Source organism: Cobetia sp. LC6 (assembly GCF_030264805.1).
Taxonomy (GTDB): domain Bacteria; phylum Pseudomonadota; class Gammaproteobacteria; order Pseudomonadales; family Halomonadaceae; genus Cobetia.
Genome location: NZ_JASSPL010000012.1, coordinates 102,668 through 124,489 on the forward strand (window position 1 = coordinate 102,668; position 21,822 = coordinate 124,489).

General features: G+C 62.4%; 19 protein-coding genes and 6 tRNA genes. 14 read left to right on the plus strand and 11 right to left on the minus strand.

Translation table 11 applies throughout. The features are described from left to right. The first annotated feature begins 165 nt into the window (after positions 1-165). Positions 166-1,290 (plus strand): hypothetical protein, encoded by a 1,125-nt coding sequence (locus QQF40_RS13800; RefSeq protein ID WP_285461677.1) that lies wholly within the window; start codon positions 166-168, stop codon positions 1,288-1,290. Positions 1,291-1,521: 231 nt separating this feature from the next. Beyond that, positions 1,522-2,565 carry a quinone-dependent dihydroorotate dehydrogenase gene (locus tag QQF40_RS13805; RefSeq protein ID WP_175089263.1) on the plus strand — a complete coding sequence of 348 codons (1,044 nt, stop codon included), beginning with the start codon at positions 1,522-1,524 and terminating at the stop codon, positions 2,563-2,565. Positions 2,566-3,398: 833 nt separating this feature from the next. On the opposite strand, the gene rmf is transcribed toward QQF40_RS13805, so the two are convergent. Next, the gene (gene rmf, locus QQF40_RS13810) at positions 3,399-3,608 is read right to left on the minus strand and encodes a ribosome modulation factor (RefSeq protein WP_043334308.1); all 210 of its coding nucleotides are present in this window, start codon (positions 3,606-3,608) and stop codon (positions 3,399-3,401) included. A 487-nt stretch (positions 3,609-4,095) separates the two neighbouring features. Between rmf and rlmKL the strand changes: the two genes are divergently transcribed. Then, the gene (gene rlmKL, locus QQF40_RS13815; protein ID WP_285461678.1) at positions 4,096-6,312 is read left to right on the plus strand and encodes a bifunctional 23S rRNA (guanine(2069)-N(7))-methyltransferase RlmK/23S rRNA (guanine(2445)-N(2))-methyltransferase RlmL; all 2,217 of its coding nucleotides are present in this window, start codon (positions 4,096-4,098) and stop codon (positions 6,310-6,312) included. Between the two features lie 3 nt (positions 6,313-6,315). Continuing rightward, positions 6,316-6,666 carry a glutaredoxin family protein gene (locus QQF40_RS13820; RefSeq protein WP_175089266.1) on the plus strand — a complete coding sequence of 117 codons (351 nt, stop codon included), beginning with the start codon at positions 6,316-6,318 and terminating at the stop codon, positions 6,664-6,666. Positions 6,667-6,759: 93 nt separating this feature from the next. Here QQF40_RS13820 and QQF40_RS13825 read toward each other — a convergent pair whose 3' ends face one another. Continuing rightward, positions 6,760-7,038, minus strand: a complete 279-nt coding sequence (locus QQF40_RS13825) for a WGR domain-containing protein (RefSeq protein ID WP_043334304.1) — start codon at positions 7,036-7,038, stop codon at positions 6,760-6,762. Between the two features lie 211 nt (positions 7,039-7,249). Here QQF40_RS13825 and pdxB point away from each other — a divergent pair, with 211 nt between their 5' ends. After that, positions 7,250-8,428 carry a 4-phosphoerythronate dehydrogenase PdxB gene (gene pdxB / locus QQF40_RS13830; protein ID WP_285461679.1) on the plus strand — a complete coding sequence of 393 codons (1,179 nt, stop codon included), beginning with the start codon at positions 7,250-7,252 and terminating at the stop codon, positions 8,426-8,428. Between the two features lie 303 nt (positions 8,429-8,731). Continuing rightward, positions 8,732-10,288 (plus strand): Na+/H+ antiporter NhaC, encoded by a 1,557-nt coding sequence (nhaC, locus tag QQF40_RS13835; RefSeq protein WP_175089269.1) that lies wholly within the window; start codon positions 8,732-8,734, stop codon positions 10,286-10,288. A gap of 97 nt (positions 10,289-10,385) precedes the next feature. On the opposite strand, the gene argE is transcribed toward nhaC, so the two are convergent. Genes argE through QQF40_RS13860 form a run of 5 tightly spaced genes read right to left on the minus strand, consistent with a single transcriptional unit; the run spans position 10,386 to position 14,643 of the window. Continuing rightward, complete coding sequence (argE, locus tag QQF40_RS13840) at positions 10,386-11,540, minus strand: acetylornithine deacetylase (RefSeq protein WP_285461680.1); 1,155 nt, start codon at positions 11,538-11,540, stop codon at positions 10,386-10,388. 8 nt (positions 11,541-11,548) lie between these two features. After that, on the minus strand, positions 11,549-12,313 hold the full coding sequence (locus QQF40_RS13845) for an ABC transporter permease (RefSeq protein WP_285461681.1): 765 nt from the start codon (positions 12,311-12,313) through the stop codon (positions 11,549-11,551). Next, on the minus strand, positions 12,306-13,031 hold the full coding sequence (locus QQF40_RS13850) for an ABC transporter permease (RefSeq protein WP_285461682.1): 726 nt from the start codon (positions 13,029-13,031) through the stop codon (positions 12,306-12,308). The genes QQF40_RS13845 and QQF40_RS13850 overlap by 8 nt, the downstream gene beginning before the upstream one ends. A 43-nt stretch (positions 13,032-13,074) precedes the next feature. Next, positions 13,075-13,848 (minus strand): transporter substrate-binding domain-containing protein, encoded by a 774-nt coding sequence (locus tag QQF40_RS13855; RefSeq protein WP_285461683.1) that lies wholly within the window; start codon positions 13,846-13,848, stop codon positions 13,075-13,077. An 18-nt stretch (positions 13,849-13,866) separates the two neighbouring features. After that, positions 13,867-14,643, minus strand: a complete 777-nt coding sequence (locus QQF40_RS13860) for an ATP-binding cassette domain-containing protein (RefSeq protein ID WP_285461690.1) — start codon at positions 14,641-14,643, stop codon at positions 13,867-13,869. Between the two features lie 189 nt (positions 14,644-14,832). Here QQF40_RS13860 and QQF40_RS13865 point away from each other — a divergent pair, with 189 nt between their 5' ends. Next, complete coding sequence (locus tag QQF40_RS13865; protein WP_285461684.1) at positions 14,833-15,726, plus strand: dimethylarginine dimethylaminohydrolase family protein; 894 nt, start codon at positions 14,833-14,835, stop codon at positions 15,724-15,726. A 10-nt stretch (positions 15,727-15,736) separates the two neighbouring features. Continuing rightward, on the plus strand, positions 15,737-16,360 hold the full coding sequence (locus QQF40_RS13870) for a TetR/AcrR family transcriptional regulator (protein WP_285461685.1): 624 nt from the start codon (positions 15,737-15,739) through the stop codon (positions 16,358-16,360). Between the two features lie 111 nt (positions 16,361-16,471). Here QQF40_RS13870 and htpX read toward each other — a convergent pair whose 3' ends face one another. The 4 genes from htpX to msrB all read right to left on the minus strand — a co-directional run bounded on the left by htpX (position 16,472) and on the right by msrB (position 20,677). After that, a complete protein-coding gene (gene htpX / locus QQF40_RS13875) occupies positions 16,472-17,371 on the minus strand; it encodes a protease HtpX (protein WP_285461686.1) in 900 nt (299 codons plus the stop codon). Positions 17,372-17,566: 195 nt separating this feature from the next. Then, positions 17,567-18,805: a pyridoxal phosphate-dependent aminotransferase gene (locus QQF40_RS13880; RefSeq protein WP_166019970.1), complete on the minus strand. Its 1,239-nt coding sequence runs from the start codon at positions 18,803-18,805 to the stop codon at positions 17,567-17,569. Between the two features lie 238 nt (positions 18,806-19,043). Then, complete coding sequence (ylqF, locus tag QQF40_RS13885; RefSeq protein WP_175089281.1) at positions 19,044-20,021, minus strand: ribosome biogenesis GTPase YlqF; 978 nt, start codon at positions 20,019-20,021, stop codon at positions 19,044-19,046. Between the two features lie 233 nt (positions 20,022-20,254). Then, positions 20,255-20,677 (minus strand): peptide-methionine (R)-S-oxide reductase MsrB, encoded by a 423-nt coding sequence (msrB, locus tag QQF40_RS13890; RefSeq protein ID WP_285461687.1) that lies wholly within the window; start codon positions 20,675-20,677, stop codon positions 20,255-20,257. A 269-nt stretch (positions 20,678-20,946) separates the two neighbouring features. Here msrB and QQF40_RS13895 point away from each other — a divergent pair. From QQF40_RS13895 to QQF40_RS13920, 6 genes are all read left to right on the plus strand, one after another. After that, positions 20,947-21,022, plus strand: a tRNA-Glu gene (locus tag QQF40_RS13895). 26 nt (positions 21,023-21,048) lie between these two features. Then, positions 21,049-21,123: transfer RNA gene (locus QQF40_RS13900), tRNA-Gly, on the plus strand. A 73-nt stretch (positions 21,124-21,196) separates the two neighbouring features. After that, positions 21,197-21,272 (plus strand) — tRNA-Glu (locus tag QQF40_RS13905). Between the two features lie 37 nt (positions 21,273-21,309). Beyond that, positions 21,310-21,384, plus strand: a tRNA-Gly gene (locus QQF40_RS13910). A 73-nt stretch (positions 21,385-21,457) separates the two neighbouring features. Next, positions 21,458-21,533, plus strand: a tRNA-Glu gene (locus tag QQF40_RS13915). Positions 21,534-21,603: 70 nt separating this feature from the next. Further along, positions 21,604-21,678, plus strand: a tRNA-Gly gene (locus tag QQF40_RS13920). Positions 21,679-21,822: the final 144 nt, after the last annotated feature.

Genomic DNA, 21,822 nt, shown 5'->3' on the forward strand with positions numbered 1-21,822 from the left:
GCGACCAGTGCAGAGACTGATACAGGCCCTGATGGTGGCATCCTTTTCTGCAGACCCTGTTTTCAGTCCTTGATTTTCAGACCCTCATTTCAAGTCTCGGAGTCGCTGCGGCGCTCGCTGGAGGCTTCTGTTTTCTAAGCATCAGTACAACAAGGCAGAGACACCATGTCATATCGTGCATTACCCCTCGCCTGCGCCTTCGCGCTCGGTCTGTCCACGCTGGCATCCCAGGCCGTGCTGGCCGATGGCAGCCCCGCTCAGCAGCGTGCAGAAGAAGCGGCAGGCAAGCTGGACATCTCAAAGTTCCTCAAGCCGCGCAGTGATGCCCACAGCCAGAACTTCCTGTTCGGCGGCACCAGCGTGCACCAGTTCACCATCAAGGAAGCCGGGCGTTACGAAATCGATGGCGTCGCCAGTTTCGATGTGACCGACCCCTATACCATGAAGGCCACGCTCGAGAGTGAGCAGGGCGAGGTCGTGGCCACTGCGGAAGGTGACAGGGCCTCCGATGGCTTGAACATGAATGCCGAGCTGGAGCCGGGCGTCTACAAGCTGCGTGTGCGCGCCGACAAGCTGGGGGCTGGCAAGTCCGGCGGCAACACCTATGAAATCAACGTCGCAGGCCTGAGCGAGAGTGGCGAGAAGCTGTCTGCCGAGGAAAGCGGCATCGAGACCGGCAACGGCCTGGTCTTCCTCGACACCGATGGCGATGGCCGTCGTACCGCCTTCGTCGATGCCAACGATGAAGTCGCGACCATCAAGCCGGCCACCGTTGCCGCTGCCGAACAGGCCGCCCGCGAGAAGAAGGCGGCCGAGACAGGCAATGCGGCAGCTGAAGGCGCTTCTGCCACGGGCGCCGCCGCCACTACTACTTCGGCAGCCGCGACTGCTGCAGCCGAGACGTCTGCCGCTGCTGCCACGGGCAGTGCTGCCGTGACGGAAGCCGAAGCGGAGCCGGATCATCGTTTCGACGAGATCGTCACTGACGTGCGCATTCTCGAGAAGGGCGAGGTCATGACATTCGATGTCGCGGACCGTGGCACCGTGACCATCGACAGCGAGACCTTCCCGGGCAGCGAAGGCACCTACAAGCTGCAGATGCGCCTGTTGGACGAGAGTGGCAACACCGTCGCCAGCGACAAGGGCGAAGGCTTCCAGGGCGACTTCCACCTCAAGACCGTGCTGGAGCCGGGGCGTTACACCGTCTGGGTCAGCGGTCAGAAGTTCGGCTCCTCCATGCAGGGTGTCAACAACTACACCGTGCGCGTGCAGCAGCTCGACGTGAAATGATCTGCATGGCATGACTCCGGCATAGTCGGGTGTGACACCAGGGCGGCCCAGCGGGCCGCCCTTTCTTGTTACCCTGAGCATGAGCAATGGTGTCGGCCTTGGCGTGAGCGATTTTATCGACAGCAGCGCGAGCATGCCGGCGCACAGTGTCTGTCCCCACGGGCTTCGGGTATACTTCGCGCCCAGCTATGCTGTCGTCACGACCCTGCCGCCCGCTGTCTGGAGATCATCATGTACTCGTTTGCTCGCTCGCTTCTCTTCAAGCTCGACCCGGAAACAGCTCATGGTGTGACGCTGAGTGCGCTGGACATGGCACATCGCCTCGGCATGGCGCGCGGTCTGGGCGGTGAAGCGCCACGTGATCCGGTCTCGCTGATGGGGCTCGAGTTCCCCAATCGCGTTGGCCTGGCGGCAGGTCTCGACAAGAATGCCGATCACCTCGATGCGCTCGCCGCTCTGGGCTTCGGCTTCGTGGAGGTCGGCACGGTGACGCCGAAAGGGCAGGACGGCAATCCCAAGCCACGTCTGTTCCGGTTGCCGGAGCATCAGGCGATCATCAACCGCATGGGCTTCAACAATGCCGGGGTCGAGCATCTGGTCGCGAAGGTCAAGGCCAGTCAGGCGCGTGCTGCCTCTGGTATCGTGCTGGGGATCAACATCGGCAAGAACCTGACCACGGCGGTGGATGATGCATTGAGCGACTATCTGGTCTGCCTCGATGCCGTGCATGCTCACGCCGACTACATCACCGCCAATATCTCGTCGCCCAATACCCCGGGGCTGCGCAATCTTCAGTTCGGTGATCATCTCAGCCAGCTGCTGGCCGGGCTTCGCCAGCGTTGCGATCAGCTCGATGCCGAGCGCGGCAGGAAGGTGCCGCTGGTGATCAAGATCGCGCCCGACATGGACAGCGAGGAAATCCTGTTCGTGGCGCGGGCGTTGGCGGACAACGGCATCGATGGTGTCATCGCCACCAACACCACCATCGAGCGCACGGCAGTCGCGGGAAGTCCGCATGCGCAGGAGGCGGGCGGACTTTCCGGCGCCCCGGTGCGTGAATCGTCGACGCGGGTGATTCGTGGCCTGCGTGAAGCGCTGCCGAACATGCCGATCATCGGTGTGGGAGGGATCACCGATGGCGAGAGTGCGCGCGAGAAGATCGCCGCGGGGGCGGATCTGGTGCAGCTTTACTCCGGGCTGATCTACCGCGGCCCGGTATTGGTCGGTGAGTGCGCGCGCGCACTGGAGAAGGCCGATACCCTGATCAAGGTGTGATCCAGCCTGGGTTCCGTCGCAGCGTGATGCTGGTATCTCCCACTCACGGCGCTTCAAGAGACTGCGAGTGGGGGAAGGGCTGACACGGAAAAGCCGCCTCCTGACATCAGAAGGCGGCCTCGGTACCGGCGTGAATGATGATATGACAACGGCAGGGAAGTGATGCGTGATCTGCCGTTGTCGTGTTGGCTGCCATGTCCAGCCAGCGTGCACGATGCGAAGCGCTTTTGCCGTCAGAAACGGCGGTTGGGGGTTGGCCCCTTGAGCTCATCGGGTGCGTGGATGGTTGAAGCAGGCCTGGAAAGAACCTGCTGATGCAGTCAAGGTGAACGTTTGCCCGTGTCGTGCTCCGCGCTGGACCGTCGTCCTCGCAGGCCGTCGCCTGCTGCGCCTCCTCTTCTGGAGCCATACCACGATTGAAACGACACGAGCGCCAACATCTCGGCCTTTCAGGAAGTGAAGCGAGTTGGCCCCATTGCCTACTGCGTCTCTTGCCTGTCAGTGCCGCGCGTCATCAAGATAGAAATAAGGCGTTACCTCCCTGGTGATTTGACGTGTCGCTGGGCGACTTCCGTGGGATTTTCCGGGTGATGTCGCTAAACCGACTCACCGTGAACACCTCGAGTCCTCTCTGTACGTGCCAGCCGACCCTGTAACATGTCAGGAGTCGGTGGCGTGATGCCGGAGAATCCGCTTGGGCAGCGCATCAGGCTGCGTCGGCGGGGTGAAAGGCGCCAGGCGCCGTATTGCCAGTGTCATTCCGTGACGTGCCGCTTTCCTGAAATGGGATGACCTCCTGGTCGCGGATGATGAACCTTGGCGTCACGCGGTGCTCAGCTGAGCACCATGGGGTTCTTGTGGATGCCGGAGACGCCGGTCATTCCCGACCATTGGTCCCCGCGGCCTTCACGCCAGCCGCTCATCCAGAATTCACGTAGATTGACATCGATACTGGGACAATCATCACGGGAACGGCCGGTGACACCAGCCTTGTAGCCGTGAACATAGGCACGCTGAAAGCGATCACGTTTCTGTCTCTTCATGGATGACCTCTAAGTGAGAACCCATCGGCACTGCGTGTCAGTGATGGCGAGACATACCCGGCGAGACCTTGTCTGGCCGCGGTTGTCCTGCCATTGGACATGCCGAGTGAGAGAGTTGGCCGATGCCCTGTCGGGCACTGCCGGCCTCGTGCATCATCACCTCGCGTCGTTGGCCATTCTTGTCGGAAAAGGTCACGAGTGTGAGATGATGGAAGGTCTTGCCTGTATATGCTCGAGCGTGATGATGAAAAAGCGACTGCCTTGCCGTGCCGGAAGTCCGATCTCCTGAGCGGCACAGGTGGGCTGCCCGAATGAGGCCCGTGTCCCTTGATCCTCGATTTCGCATGGCGTGTCACCTTTCCGAATTGCAGCTACACCTATAGTTTTTAGAACACTGCCTCTGGCTTGTCGACAGCCGTATAGGAATATCGCTAGTGCCAGAAGCCAACTCACAGGAATAAGTCCGGCGCCTGCCGGTGAGAGATTCATGACTGATACGACCTCTGCGACTACACCCCGCGCGCCCAGCAACTCGCTCTCTACCTGGTTTGCGACCTGCCCGCGTGGCATCGAAACGCTGCTGGCCGATGAGCTGACGACTCTGGGTGCCGAGGTGACTGGCACGACCGTCGCTGGCGTACACTTCAACGGTAGCCAGGAAACCGCCTACCGCACCATCCTGTGGTCGCGACTGGCCAACCGCATCATTCGTCTGCTCACTCGCGTGGGTGGCGTCGACACCGGCGAGCAACTGCGCAAGGCGAGTGCGGGTGTCGATTGGGCGATGGAGTTGCCGGATCGTGCATCCATCGCCGTCGATTTCCACGGAACATGGAAAGATATTCGCCACACCTTCTTCGGTGCCCAGACCGTCAAGGACGGCATCGTCGAGGCGATGTTCGAGGAAGGCCGCAACAAGCCGACCGTCGATGGCAAGAATGCAGATCTGCGCATCTACGCGCACCTGCACAATGGCTACATCACCCTGGGCATCGACCTCGTGGGGCGCAGCCTGCATCAGCGTGGCTACCGTCCTGATCTCGCCCATGCGCCGCTCAAGGAGAACCTGGCGGCGGCCCTGTTGATGCGGGCCGACTGGCCGGCGCGTGCGGCGCATGGCGAGAGCCTGGTCGACCCGATGTGCGGCTCCGGCACGCTGTTGATCGAAGCAGCCTTGATGGCGGCGGATATCGCGCCGCAGTCGCTGAACCAGGAGTTCGCCTGCCGCCACTGGGGGCGCCATGACGAGCGCATCTGGAAGGGCCTGTGGGAAGAGATGGAGCAGCGTGCAATTGCCGGGCGCCGCAAGGTCACCGCACGTCTGTTCGGTCGCGATCACAGCCCGCAGGCGATTTCTGCCGCGCGCTCCAACGCCATGCGTGCCGGCATTCCGGCGCTGATCGAGCTGGAAGGCGCCTCCGTCGCCGAGCTGACCTGTCCCGAGGGCGCCACCACTGGCCTGGTGATGACCAACCCGCCCTACGGTGAGCGTCTGGGCGAGCTGCCGGCACTGGTGCCGCTCTACGCAAGCCTCGGTGAGCGCATGAAACGTCACTTCGGCGGCTGGACGCTGGCCATGTTCACCGGCAACCCGGATCTCGGCCACCGCCTCGGCCTGCGTGCGCATCGCCAGTATGCCTTCCGCAACGGTCAGCTCGACTGCAAGCTGTTGATGATCGATGTGGCGGCGCGTGAGCGTACGGCCGATGAAGACAGCGTGGCCGAAGATGCCCGCAGTCAGCCCGCGCTGAGCGAGGGCGGCCAGATGTTCGCCAATCGCCTCAAGAAGAACCAGAAGTCACTGGCACGCTGGCTCAAGCAGAGCGGTACCACCTGTTATCGCCTCTACGATGCCGACATGCCGGAGTACGCGCTGGCCATTGATATCTATGGCCGTCATGTGCACGTTCAGGAATACACGCCGCCCAAGTCCGTGGATGCCAGTCAGGCGCAGCGCCGTCTGATGGATGCACTGGCGGCGATTCCGCAGGTGCTGGGCTGCTCGCCCAACGATATCCACATCAAGCAACGCACGCGTCAGGCAGGCAAGGCGCAGTACACGCGCCAGGACAGCTCCGGTCAGCGTATCGAGGTGCAGGAAGGCGATGCCAGGCTGTGGGTGAATCTCAAGGATTACCTGGATACCGGCCTGTTCCTGGATCACCGTCCGGTGCGCAAGCTGCTGGGCAAGGAAGCGGATGGCAAGCGGGTGCTCAACCTGTTCTGCTATACCGCGACGGCCACCGTGCATGCGGTGCTGGGCGGTGCCAGCGAGAGCGTCAGCGTCGACATGTCCAATACCTATCTGGACTGGGGGCGCGAGAACTTCAAGCTCAATGGCATCAGCGAGAAACGCCACCAGCTGGTGCGTGCCGACTGCCTGAAGTGGCTGGAGCGCTCCCGCGAGGAGTTCGACCTGATCTTCCTCGACCCGCCGACCTTCTCCAATTCCAAGAAGATGGAAGGCACCCTGGATATCCAGCGTGATCACGCGCGCCTGATCGACCTGGCGATGGCCAGTCTGGCGCCGGGCGGCACGCTGATCTTCTCCAACAACCATCGTCGCTTCGTGATGGATGACAGCGTCAGCCAGCACCATGTGGTGGAAGACCTGTCGCGCAAGCTGCTGGACCCGGACTTCAAGCGTCGTCCGGATATCCACCACGTCTTCCGCATCCGTCGCGCCAGCGATGTGAAGGGCTGAGCGATGGCCAGCGTCCCGCTGTGGCTCTACACCACGGCGGGCTGTCATCTGTGCGCTCGGCTGGAAGCCACGCTGCAGGCGCTGGGGGCGGATATCACGCTCACGCGGGTCGAGATTGCCTTCGATGCGCAGCTGAGCGAGCGTTACGCGACGCGCATCCCTGTACTGGCGAGCGCCTCGGGTGCGGAGTATTCGCTGGCCGATGGCGAAGAGGTGTTGCCGGAGTGGTTGCGCGCGCAGGGTGTCGAAAAGGGCATCGAGCAGGGTGTCGAAATGACGCCCCCGGCCGAGCACGACTCAGCCATTGAGCCGCAGGGCCCCACCCTGCGCAATGGGCGTCGCTTTCTGCGCTGAGAGGCGCAGGCGTGTCGCGTGATGCTGGTGAAAAAAGACCGCCGCTACCTCAGGGTAGCGGCGGTCTTTTCGTGTCCGGCACCGTGCTGCGCACTAGCTCTCTAGCAGTGACATCTGGCGCATGGCGTCTTCGGCTTCCGGGCTGTCGGCCGTGGCCTCCAGCACCTTGGTGTAGCCGCGTGAGGCCTGGATGTGGGCGAGGTCGCTGACCCAGGTCATGGCCTGCTCGTGGCTTTCGGCGAGATCGTGCTTCAATCCGCCGAACTGGGTGCCGATCTGGCCCCATGAGCGGCTGACGATCCAGTCGCCGAACATGTCCTGATGCACATGGACCAGAACGTAATCGTGGTGGCTTTCCCAGCGGATGATCACGCGTGACTCCCGAGGCGAAACGATGGTGGCTGGACTCAATCATGAGCTTGTGACGCCCGTTGCGTGCGCCTAAGATGGCACGGCGGCGGGCAAGCAAGCATACCATTGTAATCTTCACGTGCCTTGCGGCAAGGTGTGAAGTCACTCAGGCGCTCATGTTGGCCCGTGAACCCGCAGCGACACTCATTGCCACAGCAAGGAAAGGCAACAGATGCACATCATCGTGGACGATAACGTCCCTCTGGCAGAGGAATTCTTCTCCGAACTGGGAGAGGTGACCTGCATGCCGACTCGCGAGATCACCAATGCCGTCCTCAAGGACGTCGACATGCTGATCTGTCGCTCTACCTTGCGCGTGGATCAGGCGCTGTTGGAAGGAACGCGGGTGCGCTTCGTCGGCTCGCCGATCATCGGCACCGACCATGCCGATCTCGAATGGCTCGCAGCCAACGATATCCACTTCACCAACGCGCCGGGCTGCAATGCCGACTCGGTGGTGGATTACGTGCTGTCGTCGCTATGGCATCTGGCCGAGCAGGAAGGGCTGGATCTGCAGCTGGACCGCCGCTTCGGCGTGGTCGGAGCCGGGCAGGTCGGGTCACGGCTGGTCAAGCGTCTCGAGTCGCTGGGTGCCGAGGTGCTGGTCTGTGACCCGCCGCGCGCCGCGCTTGAGAGCCAGAGCGATGAGCGTCCCGAGAAGTCCCGCTTCGTGGACCTCGATGAGCTGGTCGCCGAGTGTGATGTCATCTGCGTGCACACCCCGATGGTCACCGGTGGCGAGCATCCGACCCATCATCTGATCAATGCCGAGCGTATCCGCGCCATGAAGCCCGGCAGCGTGCTGCTGAGTGCCGGCCGCGGTGGCTGTGTCGATACCGCGGCGCTCAAGCAGCGCCTCAAGGAGCAGGCTGATCTGCTGACCGTGCTGGATGTGTGGGAAAACGAGCCGGATATCGATGCCGAGCTGGCCGCACTGGTGGACATTGCCACGCCGCACATCGCCGGGCATAGCCTGGATGGCAAGATGCAGGGCACCGAGATCATCTATCAGCAGGCCTGTCGTCACTTCGGGCTGCCGGCGCGCCGCAAGCTGGGTCAGCTCAAGCCGGACCCGTGGCTGCGCAAGCTGGTGCTGACGGGCTGGGCACCGCCGGAAGAGGCGCTGGGACTCTGCGTACGCGCCTGCTATGACGTGCGCCGCGATGCGCTGGGTCTGCGTCGCTATCAGCGCCGTTTCGGCAATGCCGAGGGGTTCGTGCGTTATCGACGCGAATATCCGCTGCGTCGCGAGTTCTCCACATTGCGTGTCGAGCTCAAGAAGAATGCCCGCGAACTGCGAGAGGTGCTCGAGGGCTTCGGTTTCTCCCGCGTCAAGCTGGTCAGCAAATGATCACGGCGTGATTCGCAAGGCGCCCTGCCACGCCCCCGTCAGCCTTGCTGGCGGGGGCGTTCGCATTGTGGAGGTCGCTTTATGGACGAGGGCCTTGCTACATGCCTGCATCCATGACCGTTTCGGTCTTCGACCTTGGTCGATATAATGCGCCCCAGATCGCCTGGCGACACGCGCAGGGGTTGGCCTTGACGGCATGCCCCGCCTGACGCTGCGGCGTTGCTCCCCATTCTCCGTGTCTTCTGCCATGCCCGTCACCACGCGGCGTGTCGGCGTCCTCATTCCTTGAAGATGGTGTCTTGTATGCAACAACACCCTGATAACTCTGCTGAGGACGGCGGCTATCGTCCGCCTTCTCTGCTGGATGCCCTGATTCCCATCGTGCTGGTCATCGCCATGCTGGTGCTGGCGGTGGTGCTGTTCGGTGCCGATGCCTCCTGGGGACCGAATCAGGTCGCGCTGCTGTCCGGCGCGATGATCGCAGGGATCATCGGCCTCAAGAATGGCTATCGCTGGAGCGATATCGAGGAGGGAATCAACAAGGGCATCCAGATATCGCTGGGGGCGATCCTGATCCTGCTGGCGGTCGGCGCGATGATCGGCACCTGGATTCTCGGCGGCACCGTGCCGGCGATGATCTACTACGGCCTGGACGTGATCGCGCCGCAGTACTTCTATGCCTCCGCCTGTCTGCTATGCGCTCTGGTAGCGCTGTCGGTGGGTAGCTCGTGGACGGTCGCCGGTACCATCGGCATCGGACTGATAGGTATTGCCGATGGCCTGGGGCTATCCGAAGCGATTACCGCCGGCGCGGTGATCTCCGGGGCCTACTTCGGCGACAAGCTCTCGCCGCTGTCCGATACCACCAATCTGGCGCCGGCAGCGGCCGGCACCACGCTGTTCGCGCACATTCGTCACATGCTGTGGACGACCGTGCCCAGCATCCTGCTCGCGCTGGCAGGCTTTCTGTGGCTCGGCCACGACTCCGTCTCCAGTCTGCAGACGCCGGAGCAGGTCGCCAACCTGCGTGCCCAGCTGGGCGAGCAGTTCAACATCGGCCTGCACCTGCTGATTCCGCTTCTGGTGCTGCTGGTGATGGCCGTGCGTCAGATGCCCGCCTTCCCGGCCATCTTCATCGGCGCGGCGCTGGGCGCCGTCTTCGCGGTCATCTTCCAGCCGCAGGCGGTGGTGGGGCTGGCAAGCGTCACTGACATGTCCACCGCCATGGCGCTGCTCAAGGGCGTGTGGATGTCGATGTTCGATGGCTATGTCTCCCACAGCGGTGATGAGGTGATCGACTCGCTGCTCTCCAAGGGCGGCATGAGCAGCATGCTCAACACCGTGTGGCTGATCCTGTCGGCGATGACCTTCGGTGGTGTGATCGAGCGCCTTGGCCTGCTGGAGCGCCTGGTGCAGAGCCTTCTGGGCGCGACACGCAACGCCGGTTCGCTGGTCATCACCACACTAGGCACCTGCCTGGCCTCCAACGTGGTAACCGGGGATCAATACATCTCGGTCATCCTGCCGGGGCGCATGTATCGCGCCGAGTTCCGTCGTCGTCGCCTGGCGCCGGTCAACCTGTCACGCGCGCTGGAAGATTCCGGCACCATCACCTCGCCGCTGATTCCCTGGAACAGCTGCGGCGCCTACATGGCGGCCACCCTCGGCGTCGCGACCTTGAGCTACCTGCCCTTTGCGCTGTTCAACCTGATCAATCTGGCGCTGGCGGTGGCCTATGCCATGGTCGGCTTCAAGCTGGAGCGCCTTGAAGAGGGCGAGGGGACTGAAGGCGTTGAGCCGACACCGCTGGCCGAGTCGCTGGTGCTGGATACGCCCCACGAGACCTCGGAGTCACGCTGACCAGTTCCGATGTATGGAGAGAAAAAGCCCGCCACGTGGATCACGTGGCGGGCTTTTTTACGGCTCAAGGTCAGGGTGCAGCTGTTCTGCTCAGCGCTCAATCCGCGCACTGGTGCTGCAGAAGATGCGCGAGAAAGTCACGGTATCGCTCAAGTTCCGCCATCTCGATGTATTCGTCTGCCTTGTGGGCCTGCGCGATGGAGCCGGGCCCACACACGACGGTGGAGAAGCCGCGGTCCTGGAACCAGCCCGCTTCCGAGCAGAAGCCGACGCCACAGCGCTCACTCTGTCCCGTCAGGGCGAAGGCCAGCGCTTCTGCCTTGCCGTCGGGTTCCGGGGTGAGTGCCGGCACCGAGGCATAGTCCTCCAGTGTCTGGATGCGGCAGTCGGCTGAATGCTGCTGCATCTCGCGCGCCAGTTGCGCGGTGAAGTCATCGAAGCGTGCACGCACCGCGTCAGGCGGATCACTGGGCAGATTGCGCAGCTCCCAATGAAGGCGAGCGTCCTTGGCAATGATATTGGGGGCATTGCCGCCCTGCATGGCACTGACGTGCAGGGTGGAATAGGGCGGCTCGAACAGCTCTCCCCGGGTGGCATTGATGCGCAGCTCGTTTGCCGTGCGCTCGAGTGCCGAGATGATGCGCGCGGCGTAGAAGGTGGCCGAGACGCCAAGGTCTGGCCGGCTTGAATGGGCCGGGACGCCTGTCACCTCAGTGCGCCAGGAGTGCACGCCCTTGTGCGCTGACACCACGCGGCCTTGCGTCGGTTCGCCGATGATGACAGCGGCGACCTCGGGAAGTGTCTCGCGCATGTGGTCGATCAGCGGCAGGCAGCCCATGCAGGTGCTTTCTTCGTCATAGGAGAAGGCAAGATGGATCGGCCGCTTGAGAGGTGATGCGAGAAACTGCGGCACCATCGCCAGGCACAGCGCGATGAAGCCCTTCATGTCCACCGAGCCGCGACCGTAGAGGCGCCCCTCCTTGAGCGTGGTCTGGTACGGTTCCTGCGACCAGGTCTGCCCCGTGACGGGCACGGTGTCGGTGTGACCGGAAAGCACTACGCCCCCGGCGACGGGCGGCCCTATCGTCGCCAGCAATGAAGCCTTGTCGCCCTCGGCATTCGGCAGCACGGTCGCCTGGATGCCGTGCTCGGCCAGCAGGTCACGCACGAAGTGGATCAATGCCAGATTGGAGCGGTCCGACGTGGTATCGAAGGCGATGAGGCGAGTGAGGATATCGAGGGTGCGTTGCATGTCAGGCCTCATGAAGCGTGGCGTTTCTCGAGGGTGCGAAAGCCGAGGGTGATCAGTCCCGCGATGACGAGATAGATCAAGGCCATCAGCAGTAGCGGCTCGTAGACGATATAGGTTTCCTGGCGGATACGCCCGAAGACGGCATAGGTGTCGATGGCGGAAATGGTCGCGACCAGTGGCGTCGCCTTGAGCTGGATGATCAGCTCGCCATTCAGCGTGGGCAATACCTGTTGTACGGCTCTGGGCAGCCAGATGCGTCGGAGAATGCTGAAGGGAGACATGCCCAGCGAACGAGCCGCCTCAAGCTCGCCGCGCGGTACGCCGGCAAAGGCGCCGCGCATGACCTCGCCTTCATAGCCCGCGAACGACAGGGTCAATGCACAGAAGGCGTAGATCCACGGATCTGCCAGCACCGGCCACAACCAGCTGCCACGCAAGCCGGGGATATACGGAAACAGAGACCCCAGTCCGTAGTAGAGGATCCACAGCTGCAGCAGCAACGGGGTGCCGCGAATCAGATTGCAGAATCCCCGCGCCAGCCACGCCAACGGGCGCGGCCCTCGTGCCTGCGCCAATCCCAGCGGAACGGCCAGCAGGAAGCCCGCCACACTGGTGGAGACCAGCAGCAAGAGCGTCAGCAGTATGCCTTTGCCGATCTCGCCTCGGTACTGGGCGACCCACTCCCAGTGCATCTGGGTACCGATCACCACCAGGGTGGCGACGACAATCGCGATCAGGATGAGGCGATGGGGCGGAAGTCTGGGCTCAGCCATGGTGGGCCCCCTTGTCCATGCGACGCTCCAGTGTCTTGAACAGCAGGTTGGAGGCAAGCGATACGATCAGATAGAGCGCCCCCGCGGCGCCGAGAAACAGCAGGTAATGGCGGGTGGAGCCGGCCGCCTGACGCGAGGCCAGTGTCAGCTCCGTGAAGCCCACGACCGCCAGCAGTGCGGTGTCCTTGGTCGCGATCAGCCATAGATTGGAGAGGCCCGGCAGGGCGCCTGGCAGCAACAATGGCAGCGTGATGCGGCGCAGGATGGTGAAGGGGGTCATGCCATGCGCCAGTGCGGCCTCATGCATCCCCTTGGGGATGGCATTGATGGCGCCGCGGATGACCTCGGTGGCATAAGCGCCCTGAACCAGAGCGATGACGGCCACGCCGGCGACGAAGGGGCTGACCTCGAGGGGGCCGAGGCCGACGGCGTTCGCCAGATGGTTCAGGGCATCGGGCGCCGCGAAATACACCAGCAGGATCAGTACCAGCTCGGGAACCGCGCGTATCACCGTCGTATAGCCGGTGAGCAGATCGCGGGTGACGGGGCCACCCGAGATCTTGCCCGCAGCGCCCGCCATGCCGATCACCAGGCCAATCAGATAGCCGCTCGCCGCCACCTGCAGCGATAGCACCAGACCATCCAGCAGAGCGCCTCCCCAGCCCGGCGGCGTCAGCGACAGCAGCTCGCCGATGCTCATGTTGCGATAGTCAGCCATGCAATTTCCTCATGCGGTATGGCGAAGTCGAGACGAGGCGGCGTCAATCTCCGTAGATGTCGAAGTCGAAGTACTGCTTGCTGATCTCGTCATAACGCCCGCTGGCACGAATCTCGGCGATACCGGCATTCAGGCGCTCCAGCAGCTCGTCGTCATCCTTGCGTACACCGAATCCAACGCCGGACCCCAGGATGCTCTCGTCGTGCGCGACATTGCCCTTCATGTCACAGCACAGCTCGCCATCGTCAGTCGCGAGATAGCCATCCAGCACCAGGATATCGGCCAGGGTGGCATCGATGCGTCCGGCGAACAGGTCCTGATTGGCCTCGTCCTGGGTCTGGTATTCACGCACTCGAGTGTCGGGGAAGTGGCGCTTGGCATAGGTCTGATGAATCGAGGCCGACTGCACGCCCAGTGTCTTGCCGGCCAGTCCTTCTGGCGTCGGCGTGATCTCGTCGCCCTTGGCACCCATGACGGCAGCGCTGGTCTGGTAGTACTTGTCCGAGAAGTCGATGACCTTTCGGCGTTGCTCGGTGATGGAGAGTGAAGCGGCGATCGCATCGATCTTGCGGGTGGTCAGCGCCGGAATCAGGCCATCCCAGGAGGAGGTGACAATCTCGCACTCAAGCTCTGCCGCGGCACAGACGGCATTGGTGATATCAACTTCCCAGCCGGTCACGCTGCCATCGGACTGCGGAGTGGCAAAGGGCGGGTAGGGTTCGCTGGCGAAGCCGACACGTACGACGTCGGCCTGGGCGGTAGTGCAAAGGGTCAGGGCGACGGCGCCCAGAGAAGCGATAGCGGACAGGGATTTCATTGTTGATTTTCTCCTGGTTCAGGTAATCGAGCCGATGAACTGCTTGAGGCGCTCGGAAGAGGGGGAGCGAAATATCTGGTCGGGGGTGCCCTGGGCCTCGATGTTGCCCTGGTCGAGGAAGATGACCTTGTTCGCGACATCAGCGGCGAACTTCATCTCATGGGTGACGATGACCATGGTGCGTCCTTCGGCAGCCAGATCGCGCATCACCTCGAGCACCTCGCCGACAAGTTCGGGATCCAGTGCCGAGGTCGGTTCATCGAATAGGAGCACCTCCGGGGACATGGCCAGGGCTCTGGCGATGGCGCCACGTTGCTGCTGGCCACCGGAAAGCGTCCTCGGGTTGGCCTGGCGGTGGGAGTACAGTCCGACGCGCTCCAGCAGCTGGTGAGCATGCTCCCGAGCTTCTGCGCGGGACTGACCGAGCACCTGAATCGGCGCTTCCATGAGGTTCGCTTCGAGGGTCATGTGAGGCCAGAGATTGAAGTTCTGGAAGACCATCGCCAGGCGAGCTCGCAGCAGACGCAGCTGTCGGCGATTGACGGGTTCGAGTCGCTGACCGCGCCGCCGCAGCGCCACGTCCTCGCCCAGCAGGCGCAAGGCCCCGTCGCTGGGTGTCTCGAGCAGGTTGATGCAACGCAGCAGGGTGGACTTTCCCGAGCCGCTGCTGCCGATCAGTGAGATCACGTCACCACGCTGGGCGGTGAGGTCGATGCCCTTGAGGACTTCGCGTCCAGCAAAGGACTTCCAGAGGCCGCGAATGTCGATGACGGCATCGTCATTCGTGTCGGTCATCGGAGTGACAGGAGAGTGAGGCACGCGCGAGTCCTCTGATTGATCTTGTTGTTATGCACTCGGATACTGATTATGCAGTTGCATAAAGTCATGTGCCTGTATAAAACTATGCATCTGTGTAAAAATTATGCATCTGTATAACATTCGGGTCAATTGTGACTGACAGACCATCAAAATGAGGTTTCCTCCATGTCGAATACCCCTGCCTCCACCCGATTCGGTTGCCACTCGATGGCCGCTCGAATGACGCGTGTCCTGATGCGTCGTCCTGGCGACAGCCTGCGCAATGCCGATCCGGCGGTCTGGCATTACAACCACTACTTCAATGCCGAGAAAGCCATCAGTCAGTACCAGGCTCTGGTCGAGATGGTGGAGGAGAGCGGTGCCGAGATCGTCTGGATGGAGGACACCAATGATGGGCTGTCAGATGCCATGTTCACCCGCGATGCCTCGGTGGTGACGCGTGCCGGCGCCGTGCTGCTCCAGATGGGCAAGCCGCTGCGCCAGGACGAACCGAACCGGCATGGTCAGGTCTACGAGCAGGCCGGCATTCCGGTCATCGGTCGGCTGGAAGGTGAGGCGGCCATCGAGGGGGGCGACACCCTGTGGCTGGATGAGAACACCCTTGTCGTCGGCATGGGCTTCCGCTCCAACCGGGAGGGCGTGCGTCAGCTCAACGCGTTGCTCAATCCGCATGGGATCGAGGTGCTGGGCTTCGACCTGCCTGTCTGGGAGGGCGAGGCGGCCTGCCTGCATCTGATGTCGGTTATCTCGCCGTTGGCGGATGACACCTATCTGGTACATCCCAAGTTGATCCCTGCTGCGCTCTGGACCTTGATGAAAGCGCGCGGTATCCGCTTCGTGATTGCCCCGGAAGAAGAGTTCCATCAGTCGCTGGGCCTGAGCCTCAATGTCATGCCGTTGGCGCCGAACGATTGCGTGATGATCGATGGCTTCCCCGGCACGCGTGCCGTGATGGAAGCCGCCGGCGTGCGTGTGCGCACTTTTGAAGGTGACGCCCTGTGCATGGCGTGCGAAGGTGGCCCCACCTGCCTGACCAATCCGATTCTGCGTGAGGGGTAATTCACGTTCCATGGCCAGTCGTCGAGACAACAATGCCCGAGAGGATGACCTGATCGAAGCGACCCTGACCTGCATTGCCAGCGAGGGGATCTCGCGCACGACAGTGCGGCGTGTCGCCGAATATGCCGGTGTCTCGAATGGGTTGATCCGCTTCTATTTCGAAGGCAAGGACAACATGCTCTACGCGGCCTATCGTCGCTTTCTTGAGCGCTTGCTGTCCGATGCCTCCGACACGATAGAAGGACGAGAGCTGGCACCTCATGCAAGGTTGAAGGCCTTTCTTGAGGCCAATCTGTCACCGCCGATCGTGACACCGCAGACGTTGTTGCTGTGGGCCAACTTTCTGCCGCTCACCTATGGCGACCCTCGCATGGCGGAGATTCGCCGCGAGGCCTATCGCGAAACGACCGAGCTGTTCCGTTATCTGGTGGAGGACGTTCTGGTGGCGGAAGGGCGTCAGGAAGACGAGACCCGGCTGCAACATCTGACCATCGCGCTCAACGGGCTGGTCGATGGCCTGTGGATCGAGGGCGCCCTGCGGGGTGATTCGCTGAACGTGGGCGAGATGCAACAGATAGGCCTCGACGCTGCCGTGAATCTGCTGGGGCTGTCGGGGTGGGAAGCGGTGGCGTGAGAGGCGGCCTGCCGAGCGGCGCCCACTGACAGAAAAGCCCGCCATGTGGATCACGTGGCGGGCTTTTTGCTGTCTGCAGGGGCCAATCAGGCCGTGCGGGAATGGCGGAGCTTACTTGTAGGCAGCGGCCTTGAGCGCGGCGATACGCTCATCCAGCGGCGGGTGGCTGGCGAACAGTTGCTCCATCAGCTTGCGGCTCTTGCCGGTGGTGATGGCGAAGGCGGTCATGGTGTCGGGCATCTGGTCCGGCAGCTCATGTTCCTGCTTGAGGCGAGCCAGGGCATTGATCATCGAGCCGCTGCCCGCCAGGCCTGCACCTGCGGCATCGGCGCGGTATTCGCGCCAGCGCGAGAACCAGGCGACGATCATCGAGGCCGCCAGGCCCAGCACCATTTCCAGCACGAACACGACTGCCATGTAGCCGAAGAAGCCCAGGCCGCCGTTCTCGTCATCGCGCTTGAGGAAGGCGTCGATGGCGTGTGCGGCGATACGCGCGAAGAACATCACGAAGGTGTTCACCACGCCCTGGATCAGCGTCAGCGTCACCATGTCGCCGTTGGCGACGTGGCCGATCTCGTGCGCCAGCACGGCGCGCACTTCCTCGGGACGCATGCGATTGAGCAGGCCGGCCGAGACGGCGACCAGCGCATCATTGCGGTTCCAGCCGGTGGCGAAGGCATTGGATTGCTGCGCCGGGAAGATGCCGACTTCCGGCATCTTGATGCCTGCGTCGCGCGCCAGTTCTCCGACGGTGTCCAGCAGCCAGCGCTCGGTGTCATTCTGCGGCTGTTCGATGATCACGGTGCCGGTCGAGGACTTGGCCATCGTCTTGGACAGGAACAGCGAGATCACGGAACCGGCCATGCCGATGATGAAGCAGAAGATCAGCAGTGCCGTGTAGTTGATGCCGTTGGCTTCCATGTAGCCATCGAAGCCCAGTAGGCGCAGCGTGACACTGGCCAGCAGCACCACCGCCAGGTTGGTGATCAGGAAAAGGGCTATCCGCATCATGGGGTCAGGTCTCCAATGCCAATATATCGGTAGGGCGCAATTATCTGCCCGCGATACTGACAGTGAGATGAATCACTGGCGGTGGCGCGGGCAGAATCTGCGTCGATAGTCTGCAAGAACGGTTTGCAAGGACAGCAAGGTATCACCACTGGAGGCGACCTGCGTAGCCCCTTGATCGCGGGGGCTGAGCCGACGTCAGGCCTTGCGACGTCGCGCCAGGAAGCGGCCGAGGCGTTCGATGGCTTCTTCCAGCTGGTCGGCGTAGGGCAGGGTCACGATGCGCAGGTGGTCCGGATTCGGCCAGTTGAAGGCGGTGCCCTGCACCAGCAGCATCTTCTCTTCTAGCAACAGCTCCAGCACCATCTGCTGATCGTCCTCGAAGGGATACATCTCGGGGTCGAGACGCGGGAACATGTAGAGCGCGCCCTTGGGTTTCACGCAGCTGACGCCGGGTATCTCGTTGAGCTTCTTCCAGGCTGCGTCACGCTGGGCCAGCAGACGTCCGCCCGGCAGTACCAGGTCATTGATCGACTGATAGCCGCCGAGCGCCGTCTGGATGGCGTGCTGCGCCGGCACATTGGCGCACAGGCGCATGCTGGCCAGCATGTCGAGGCCGGAGATGAAGTCGGCCGCCGGGCGCTTGTCGCCTGAGAGAATCATCCAGCCGGAGCGGAAGCCCGCGCAGCGGTAGCTCTTGGACAGCCCGTTCATGGTCACGATCAGCAGATCATCGGCCAGCGCGCCGGTGGAGACGTGCTCGGTGCCGTCGTAGAGGATCTTGTCGTAGATCTCGTCAGAGAACACCACCAGACCGAATTCGCGCGCGACCTGCAGGATGTCCTTCACCACCGCGGGCGGATAGACCGCGCCGGTCGGGTTGTTCGGATTGATCAGCACGATGCCCTTGGTGTGGCTGGTCACCTTGGCGCGGATGTCCTCGATGGAGGGCGCCCAGTCCTGTGCTTCGTCACACAGATAGTGCACGGCGCGACCACCGGCCAGGTTGGCGGCAGCAGTCCATAGCGGGTAATCCGGCGCCGGTACCAGCAGCTCGTCACCATCGTCGAGCAATGCCTGCATGGCCAGCACGATCAGCTCCGAGACGCCGTTGCCGACGTAGATGTCCTCGATCCCGACACCCTGGATATCCTTGCGCTGGCACTCCTGCATGATCGCCTTGCGCGCAGAGTAAAGCCCCTTGGAATCACAATAGCCCTGCGCTGTCGGCAGGTTGCGCATCACGTCCTGCAGAATCTCTTCCGGTGCCTCGAAGCCGAAGGGCGCCGGGTTGCCGATATTGAGCTTGAGAATGCGATGGCCCTCGTCCTCGAGACGCTTGGCGTGCTCGAGAACCGGCCCGCGAATGTCATAGCAGACGTTGTCCAGCTTGTGTGACTTGCGAATTTCGCGGGGCTTTCTTTGCTCGGTATCCATGATGCTTTCCGTAGATCTCCGTCACGTAAGGTGTAGGGGCGAGCGTCCAGCATATCGCGCCGCTGGCCTGCCGCGCCACGGCCAAGGGCCAATAGCGTGGTTAAATTTGTGGTTTGAGATGTTCAGGCAGAAAAAAATCCCGCCAGAGGTTTTCTGACGGGATTTTCAACTGGCATTCAAGCGTCTCCCGCGGGCGGGAGCCAGGCGAGTGTCGCGTTAGCGCCTTGTTCTGGTAGCGTTATTCGCTCTCTTGCTCATGCGTTTCGGCCCCATCTTCCGTCTCGCCACTGGCTTCCGGCACCGGCTCGGCAGGAATGTCGGCGGGTGTTTCCAATGTCAGGCGCCCGAGTTTGCCATCGCGCAGTTCATGCAGCAGCACCTCGGCACCGCGGTGCAAGTCGATGATGCCACCGGCACGCAGGCCGCCGCGCTTGCTGGCGATCTCTTCCAGAATCGCGACCCCATTGAAGCCGGACAGCGCCATCAGATCGACCTTGCGCGGGCCATCACTCTCGACTCGCTCGGCGTCAGGGTTGGCGCTGTAGGCCGGCAGTGACTTCAGCTTGTAGCGTGCGGTCAGCTCCGTGGGGTAGCGCTTGGCCAGCTCGGCCGCGACGATCACCGCCACATCGGTGTAATCGATGGCGGTGTCACGGATCGCGCCGCTGCCGGCCAGGCGATAGGCGCTGGCCTGGTCTTCGATCTTCGGCCACATCACTCCGGGGGTATCGATCAGGGCGATGCCACCGTCGATGCGAATCTTCTGCTGGCGCTTGGTGACGGCGGGCTCGTTGCCGGTCTTGGCGATCTTGCGTCCCGCCAGACCATTGATCAGCGTCGACTTGCCGACGTTGGGGATGCCCATCACCATCACTCGCGCATCACGATCGACGCGGATATGACCGGCCATCTCGCGGCACAGCCGCGGGATCTGCTTGAGATCACGCGCCTCAAGCGTGGTGATCGCCAATGCACGAGTGTTGGGCAGGCCATCGAAATACTCGACCCATTCGCGGGTGCGTGCCGGGTCCGCCAGATCGGTGCGAGACAGCAGCTTGAGTACCGGCTTGTGGCGGGTCAGTTCGGACAGCACCGGATTGGTGCTGGAGTAGGGGAGGCGGGCATCGAGGACTTCGATGACCACGTCGATCTCGGGCAGCGCGTCCTTTATCTGACGGCGTGCCTTGTGCATATGTCCCGGATACCAGCCCAGCATGTCGCTTCTCTCCTGCCGTCAGGGGTATGACGGTTGATCTGTCACCTCTGTCCTGCCTCCTTCTTCCCGCATGCCAGGCAGGGCGCTCATCCATCAGGGATGGCGCTACATGGCATGCGGAAGAGGAGGGGACGCGTATGGCGACGCATTCTATCAGAGGAGGCCTGGCCATGGAGGCGCGCTATCCGGTCATCACTGCCCGGCGCATCTATCGACTCTCCATGCCCCGGGCGTCAGGCGCGGGTCGGCTTGAAGCGCAGCGCGACGGAGTTGATGCAGTAGCGCTGGCCGGTGTCAGTCGGGCCATCCGGAAAGACGTGCCCCAGATGGGATTCGCAGCGGCGACAGCGCACTTCCACGCGACGCATGCCATGGCTGGTATCGAATTGCTCCTCGACGGCGGCATCGGCATGGGGGCGGTCGAAGCTCGGCCAACCACAGCCGGAGTCGAACTTGGTGTCGTTGTCGAACAGCTTGGCGTCACAGGCGATGCAGTGATAGGTTCCCGGCGTCGGGCTGACTTCGTGATCGCCGGTGAAGGGGCGCTCGGTCCCTGCCTCGCGCGTCACCCGATATTGTTCCGGCGTCAGTCGCTTGCGCCATTCCTCTTCACTGCGAATCAACTTGTCCTGAGTTTGCGGGTCTTGTTCGCTCATGATCTCTACTCTCTATCTATGCGTTTCTCGAATGCGTGCTCGTGTGAACCTGCAAGCAAGTTCTCCTGCGCGGCGATCCGAAAAGAGTGACTGCCGGTCTTCACGCGAAACCCGGTACATACCCCAAGAATGCGGGCGTCAGGGCGTGACCACAAGCATGTGGTGGATGCACTTGGCCAACGCCGGAAAAATCCTGTTGAAGCAGGGGGTTGACGAAGGGGGAGGGGCTTTGTAATATACGCGCCACCTCGACGAGGCAAGAACGTTACGTCCCATTCGTCTAGTGGTCCAGGACACCGCCCTTTCACGGCGGTAACAGGGGTTCGAACCCCCTATGGGACGCCACTTTCTTGCAGCGTAGAGACCGGAGTGCGGGAATAGCTCAGTGGTAGAGCACAACCTTGCCAAGGTTGGGGTCGCGAGTTCGAATCTCGTTTCCCGCTCCAAAGGAAAAGGCAATGCGACAAGGTCGCGAGCTGGTTCGCCAGTCCGATCGAATCTCGTTTCCCGCTCCAGTGTGTCCCATTCGTCTAGTGGTCCAGGACACCGCCCTTTCACGGCGGTAACAGGGGTTCGAACCCCCTATGGGACGCCATCTTCGGTCTTGTGTGGTCGCATGATCTGCTTGTGTTGCGGGAATAGCTCAGTGGTAGAGCACAACCTTGCCAAGGTTGGGGTCGCGAGTTCGAATCTCGTTTCCCGCTCCATTAGGAACAAGTGGTGTGACAAGGTCGCGAGCTGAACGTCAGTCCGGTCGAATCTCATCTCTCGCTCCAGTACGTCCCATTCGTCTAGTGGTCCAGGACACCGCCCTTTCACGGCGGTAACAGGGGTTCGAACCCCCTATGGGACGCCATGCAGAGCATGATGGTGTGGCAAGCCAGCAGTAAGACAGATGTCGTGAGCACAGGTTCATGGCACCCGGTGCGGGAATAGCTCAGTGGTAGAGCACAACCTTGCCAAGGTTGGGGTCGCGAGTTCGAATCTCGTTTCCCGCTCCAGTAGGAAAAGGCAATGCGACAAGGTCGCGAGCTGGTTCGCCAGTCCGATCGAATCTCGTTTCCCGCTCCAGTACGTCCCATTCGTCTAGTGGTCCAGGACACCGCCCTTTCACGGCGGTAACAGGGGTTCGAACCCCCTATGGG

Bases quoted from the DNA above. Each gene is read 5' to 3' on its own strand.
- QQF40_RS13800 (WP_285461677.1), top strand. From the start codon at position 166: ATGTCATATCGTGCATTACCCCTCGCCTGCGCCTTCGCGCTCGGTCTG.
- QQF40_RS13805 (WP_175089263.1), top strand. From the start codon at position 1,522: ATGTACTCGTTTGCTCGCTCGCTTCTCTTCAAGCTCGACCCGGAAACA.
- rmf (WP_043334308.1), bottom strand. From the start codon at position 3,608: ATGAAGAGACAGAAACGTGATCGCTTTCAGCGTGCCTATGTTCACGGC.
- rlmKL (WP_285461678.1), top strand. From the start codon at position 4,096: ATGACTGATACGACCTCTGCGACTACACCCCGCGCGCCCAGCAACTCG.
- QQF40_RS13820 (WP_175089266.1), top strand. From the start codon at position 6,316: ATGGCCAGCGTCCCGCTGTGGCTCTACACCACGGCGGGCTGTCATCTG.
- pdxB (WP_285461679.1), top strand. From the start codon at position 7,250: ATGCACATCATCGTGGACGATAACGTCCCTCTGGCAGAGGAATTCTTC.
- nhaC (WP_175089269.1), top strand. From the start codon at position 8,732: ATGCAACAACACCCTGATAACTCTGCTGAGGACGGCGGCTATCGTCCG.
- argE (WP_285461680.1), bottom strand. From the start codon at position 11,540: ATGCAACGCACCCTCGATATCCTCACTCGCCTCATCGCCTTCGATACC.
- QQF40_RS13845 (WP_285461681.1), bottom strand. From the start codon at position 12,313: ATGGCTGAGCCCAGACTTCCGCCCCATCGCCTCATCCTGATCGCGATT.
- QQF40_RS13850 (WP_285461682.1), bottom strand. From the start codon at position 13,031: ATGGCTGACTATCGCAACATGAGCATCGGCGAGCTGCTGTCGCTGACG.
- QQF40_RS13855 (WP_285461683.1), bottom strand. From the start codon at position 13,848: ATGAAATCCCTGTCCGCTATCGCTTCTCTGGGCGCCGTCGCCCTGACC.
- QQF40_RS13860 (WP_285461690.1), bottom strand. From the start codon at position 14,643: ATGACCGACACGAATGACGATGCCGTCATCGACATTCGCGGCCTCTGG.
- QQF40_RS13865 (WP_285461684.1), top strand. From the start codon at position 14,833: ATGTCGAATACCCCTGCCTCCACCCGATTCGGTTGCCACTCGATGGCC.
- QQF40_RS13870 (WP_285461685.1), top strand. From the start codon at position 15,737: ATGGCCAGTCGTCGAGACAACAATGCCCGAGAGGATGACCTGATCGAA.
- htpX (WP_285461686.1), bottom strand. From the start codon at position 17,371: ATGATGCGGATAGCCCTTTTCCTGATCACCAACCTGGCGGTGGTGCTG.
- QQF40_RS13880 (WP_166019970.1), bottom strand. From the start codon at position 18,805: ATGGATACCGAGCAAAGAAAGCCCCGCGAAATTCGCAAGTCACACAAG.
- ylqF (WP_175089281.1), bottom strand. From the start codon at position 20,021: ATGCTGGGCTGGTATCCGGGACATATGCACAAGGCACGCCGTCAGATA.
- msrB (WP_285461687.1), bottom strand. From the start codon at position 20,677: ATGAGCGAACAAGACCCGCAAACTCAGGACAAGTTGATTCGCAGTGAA.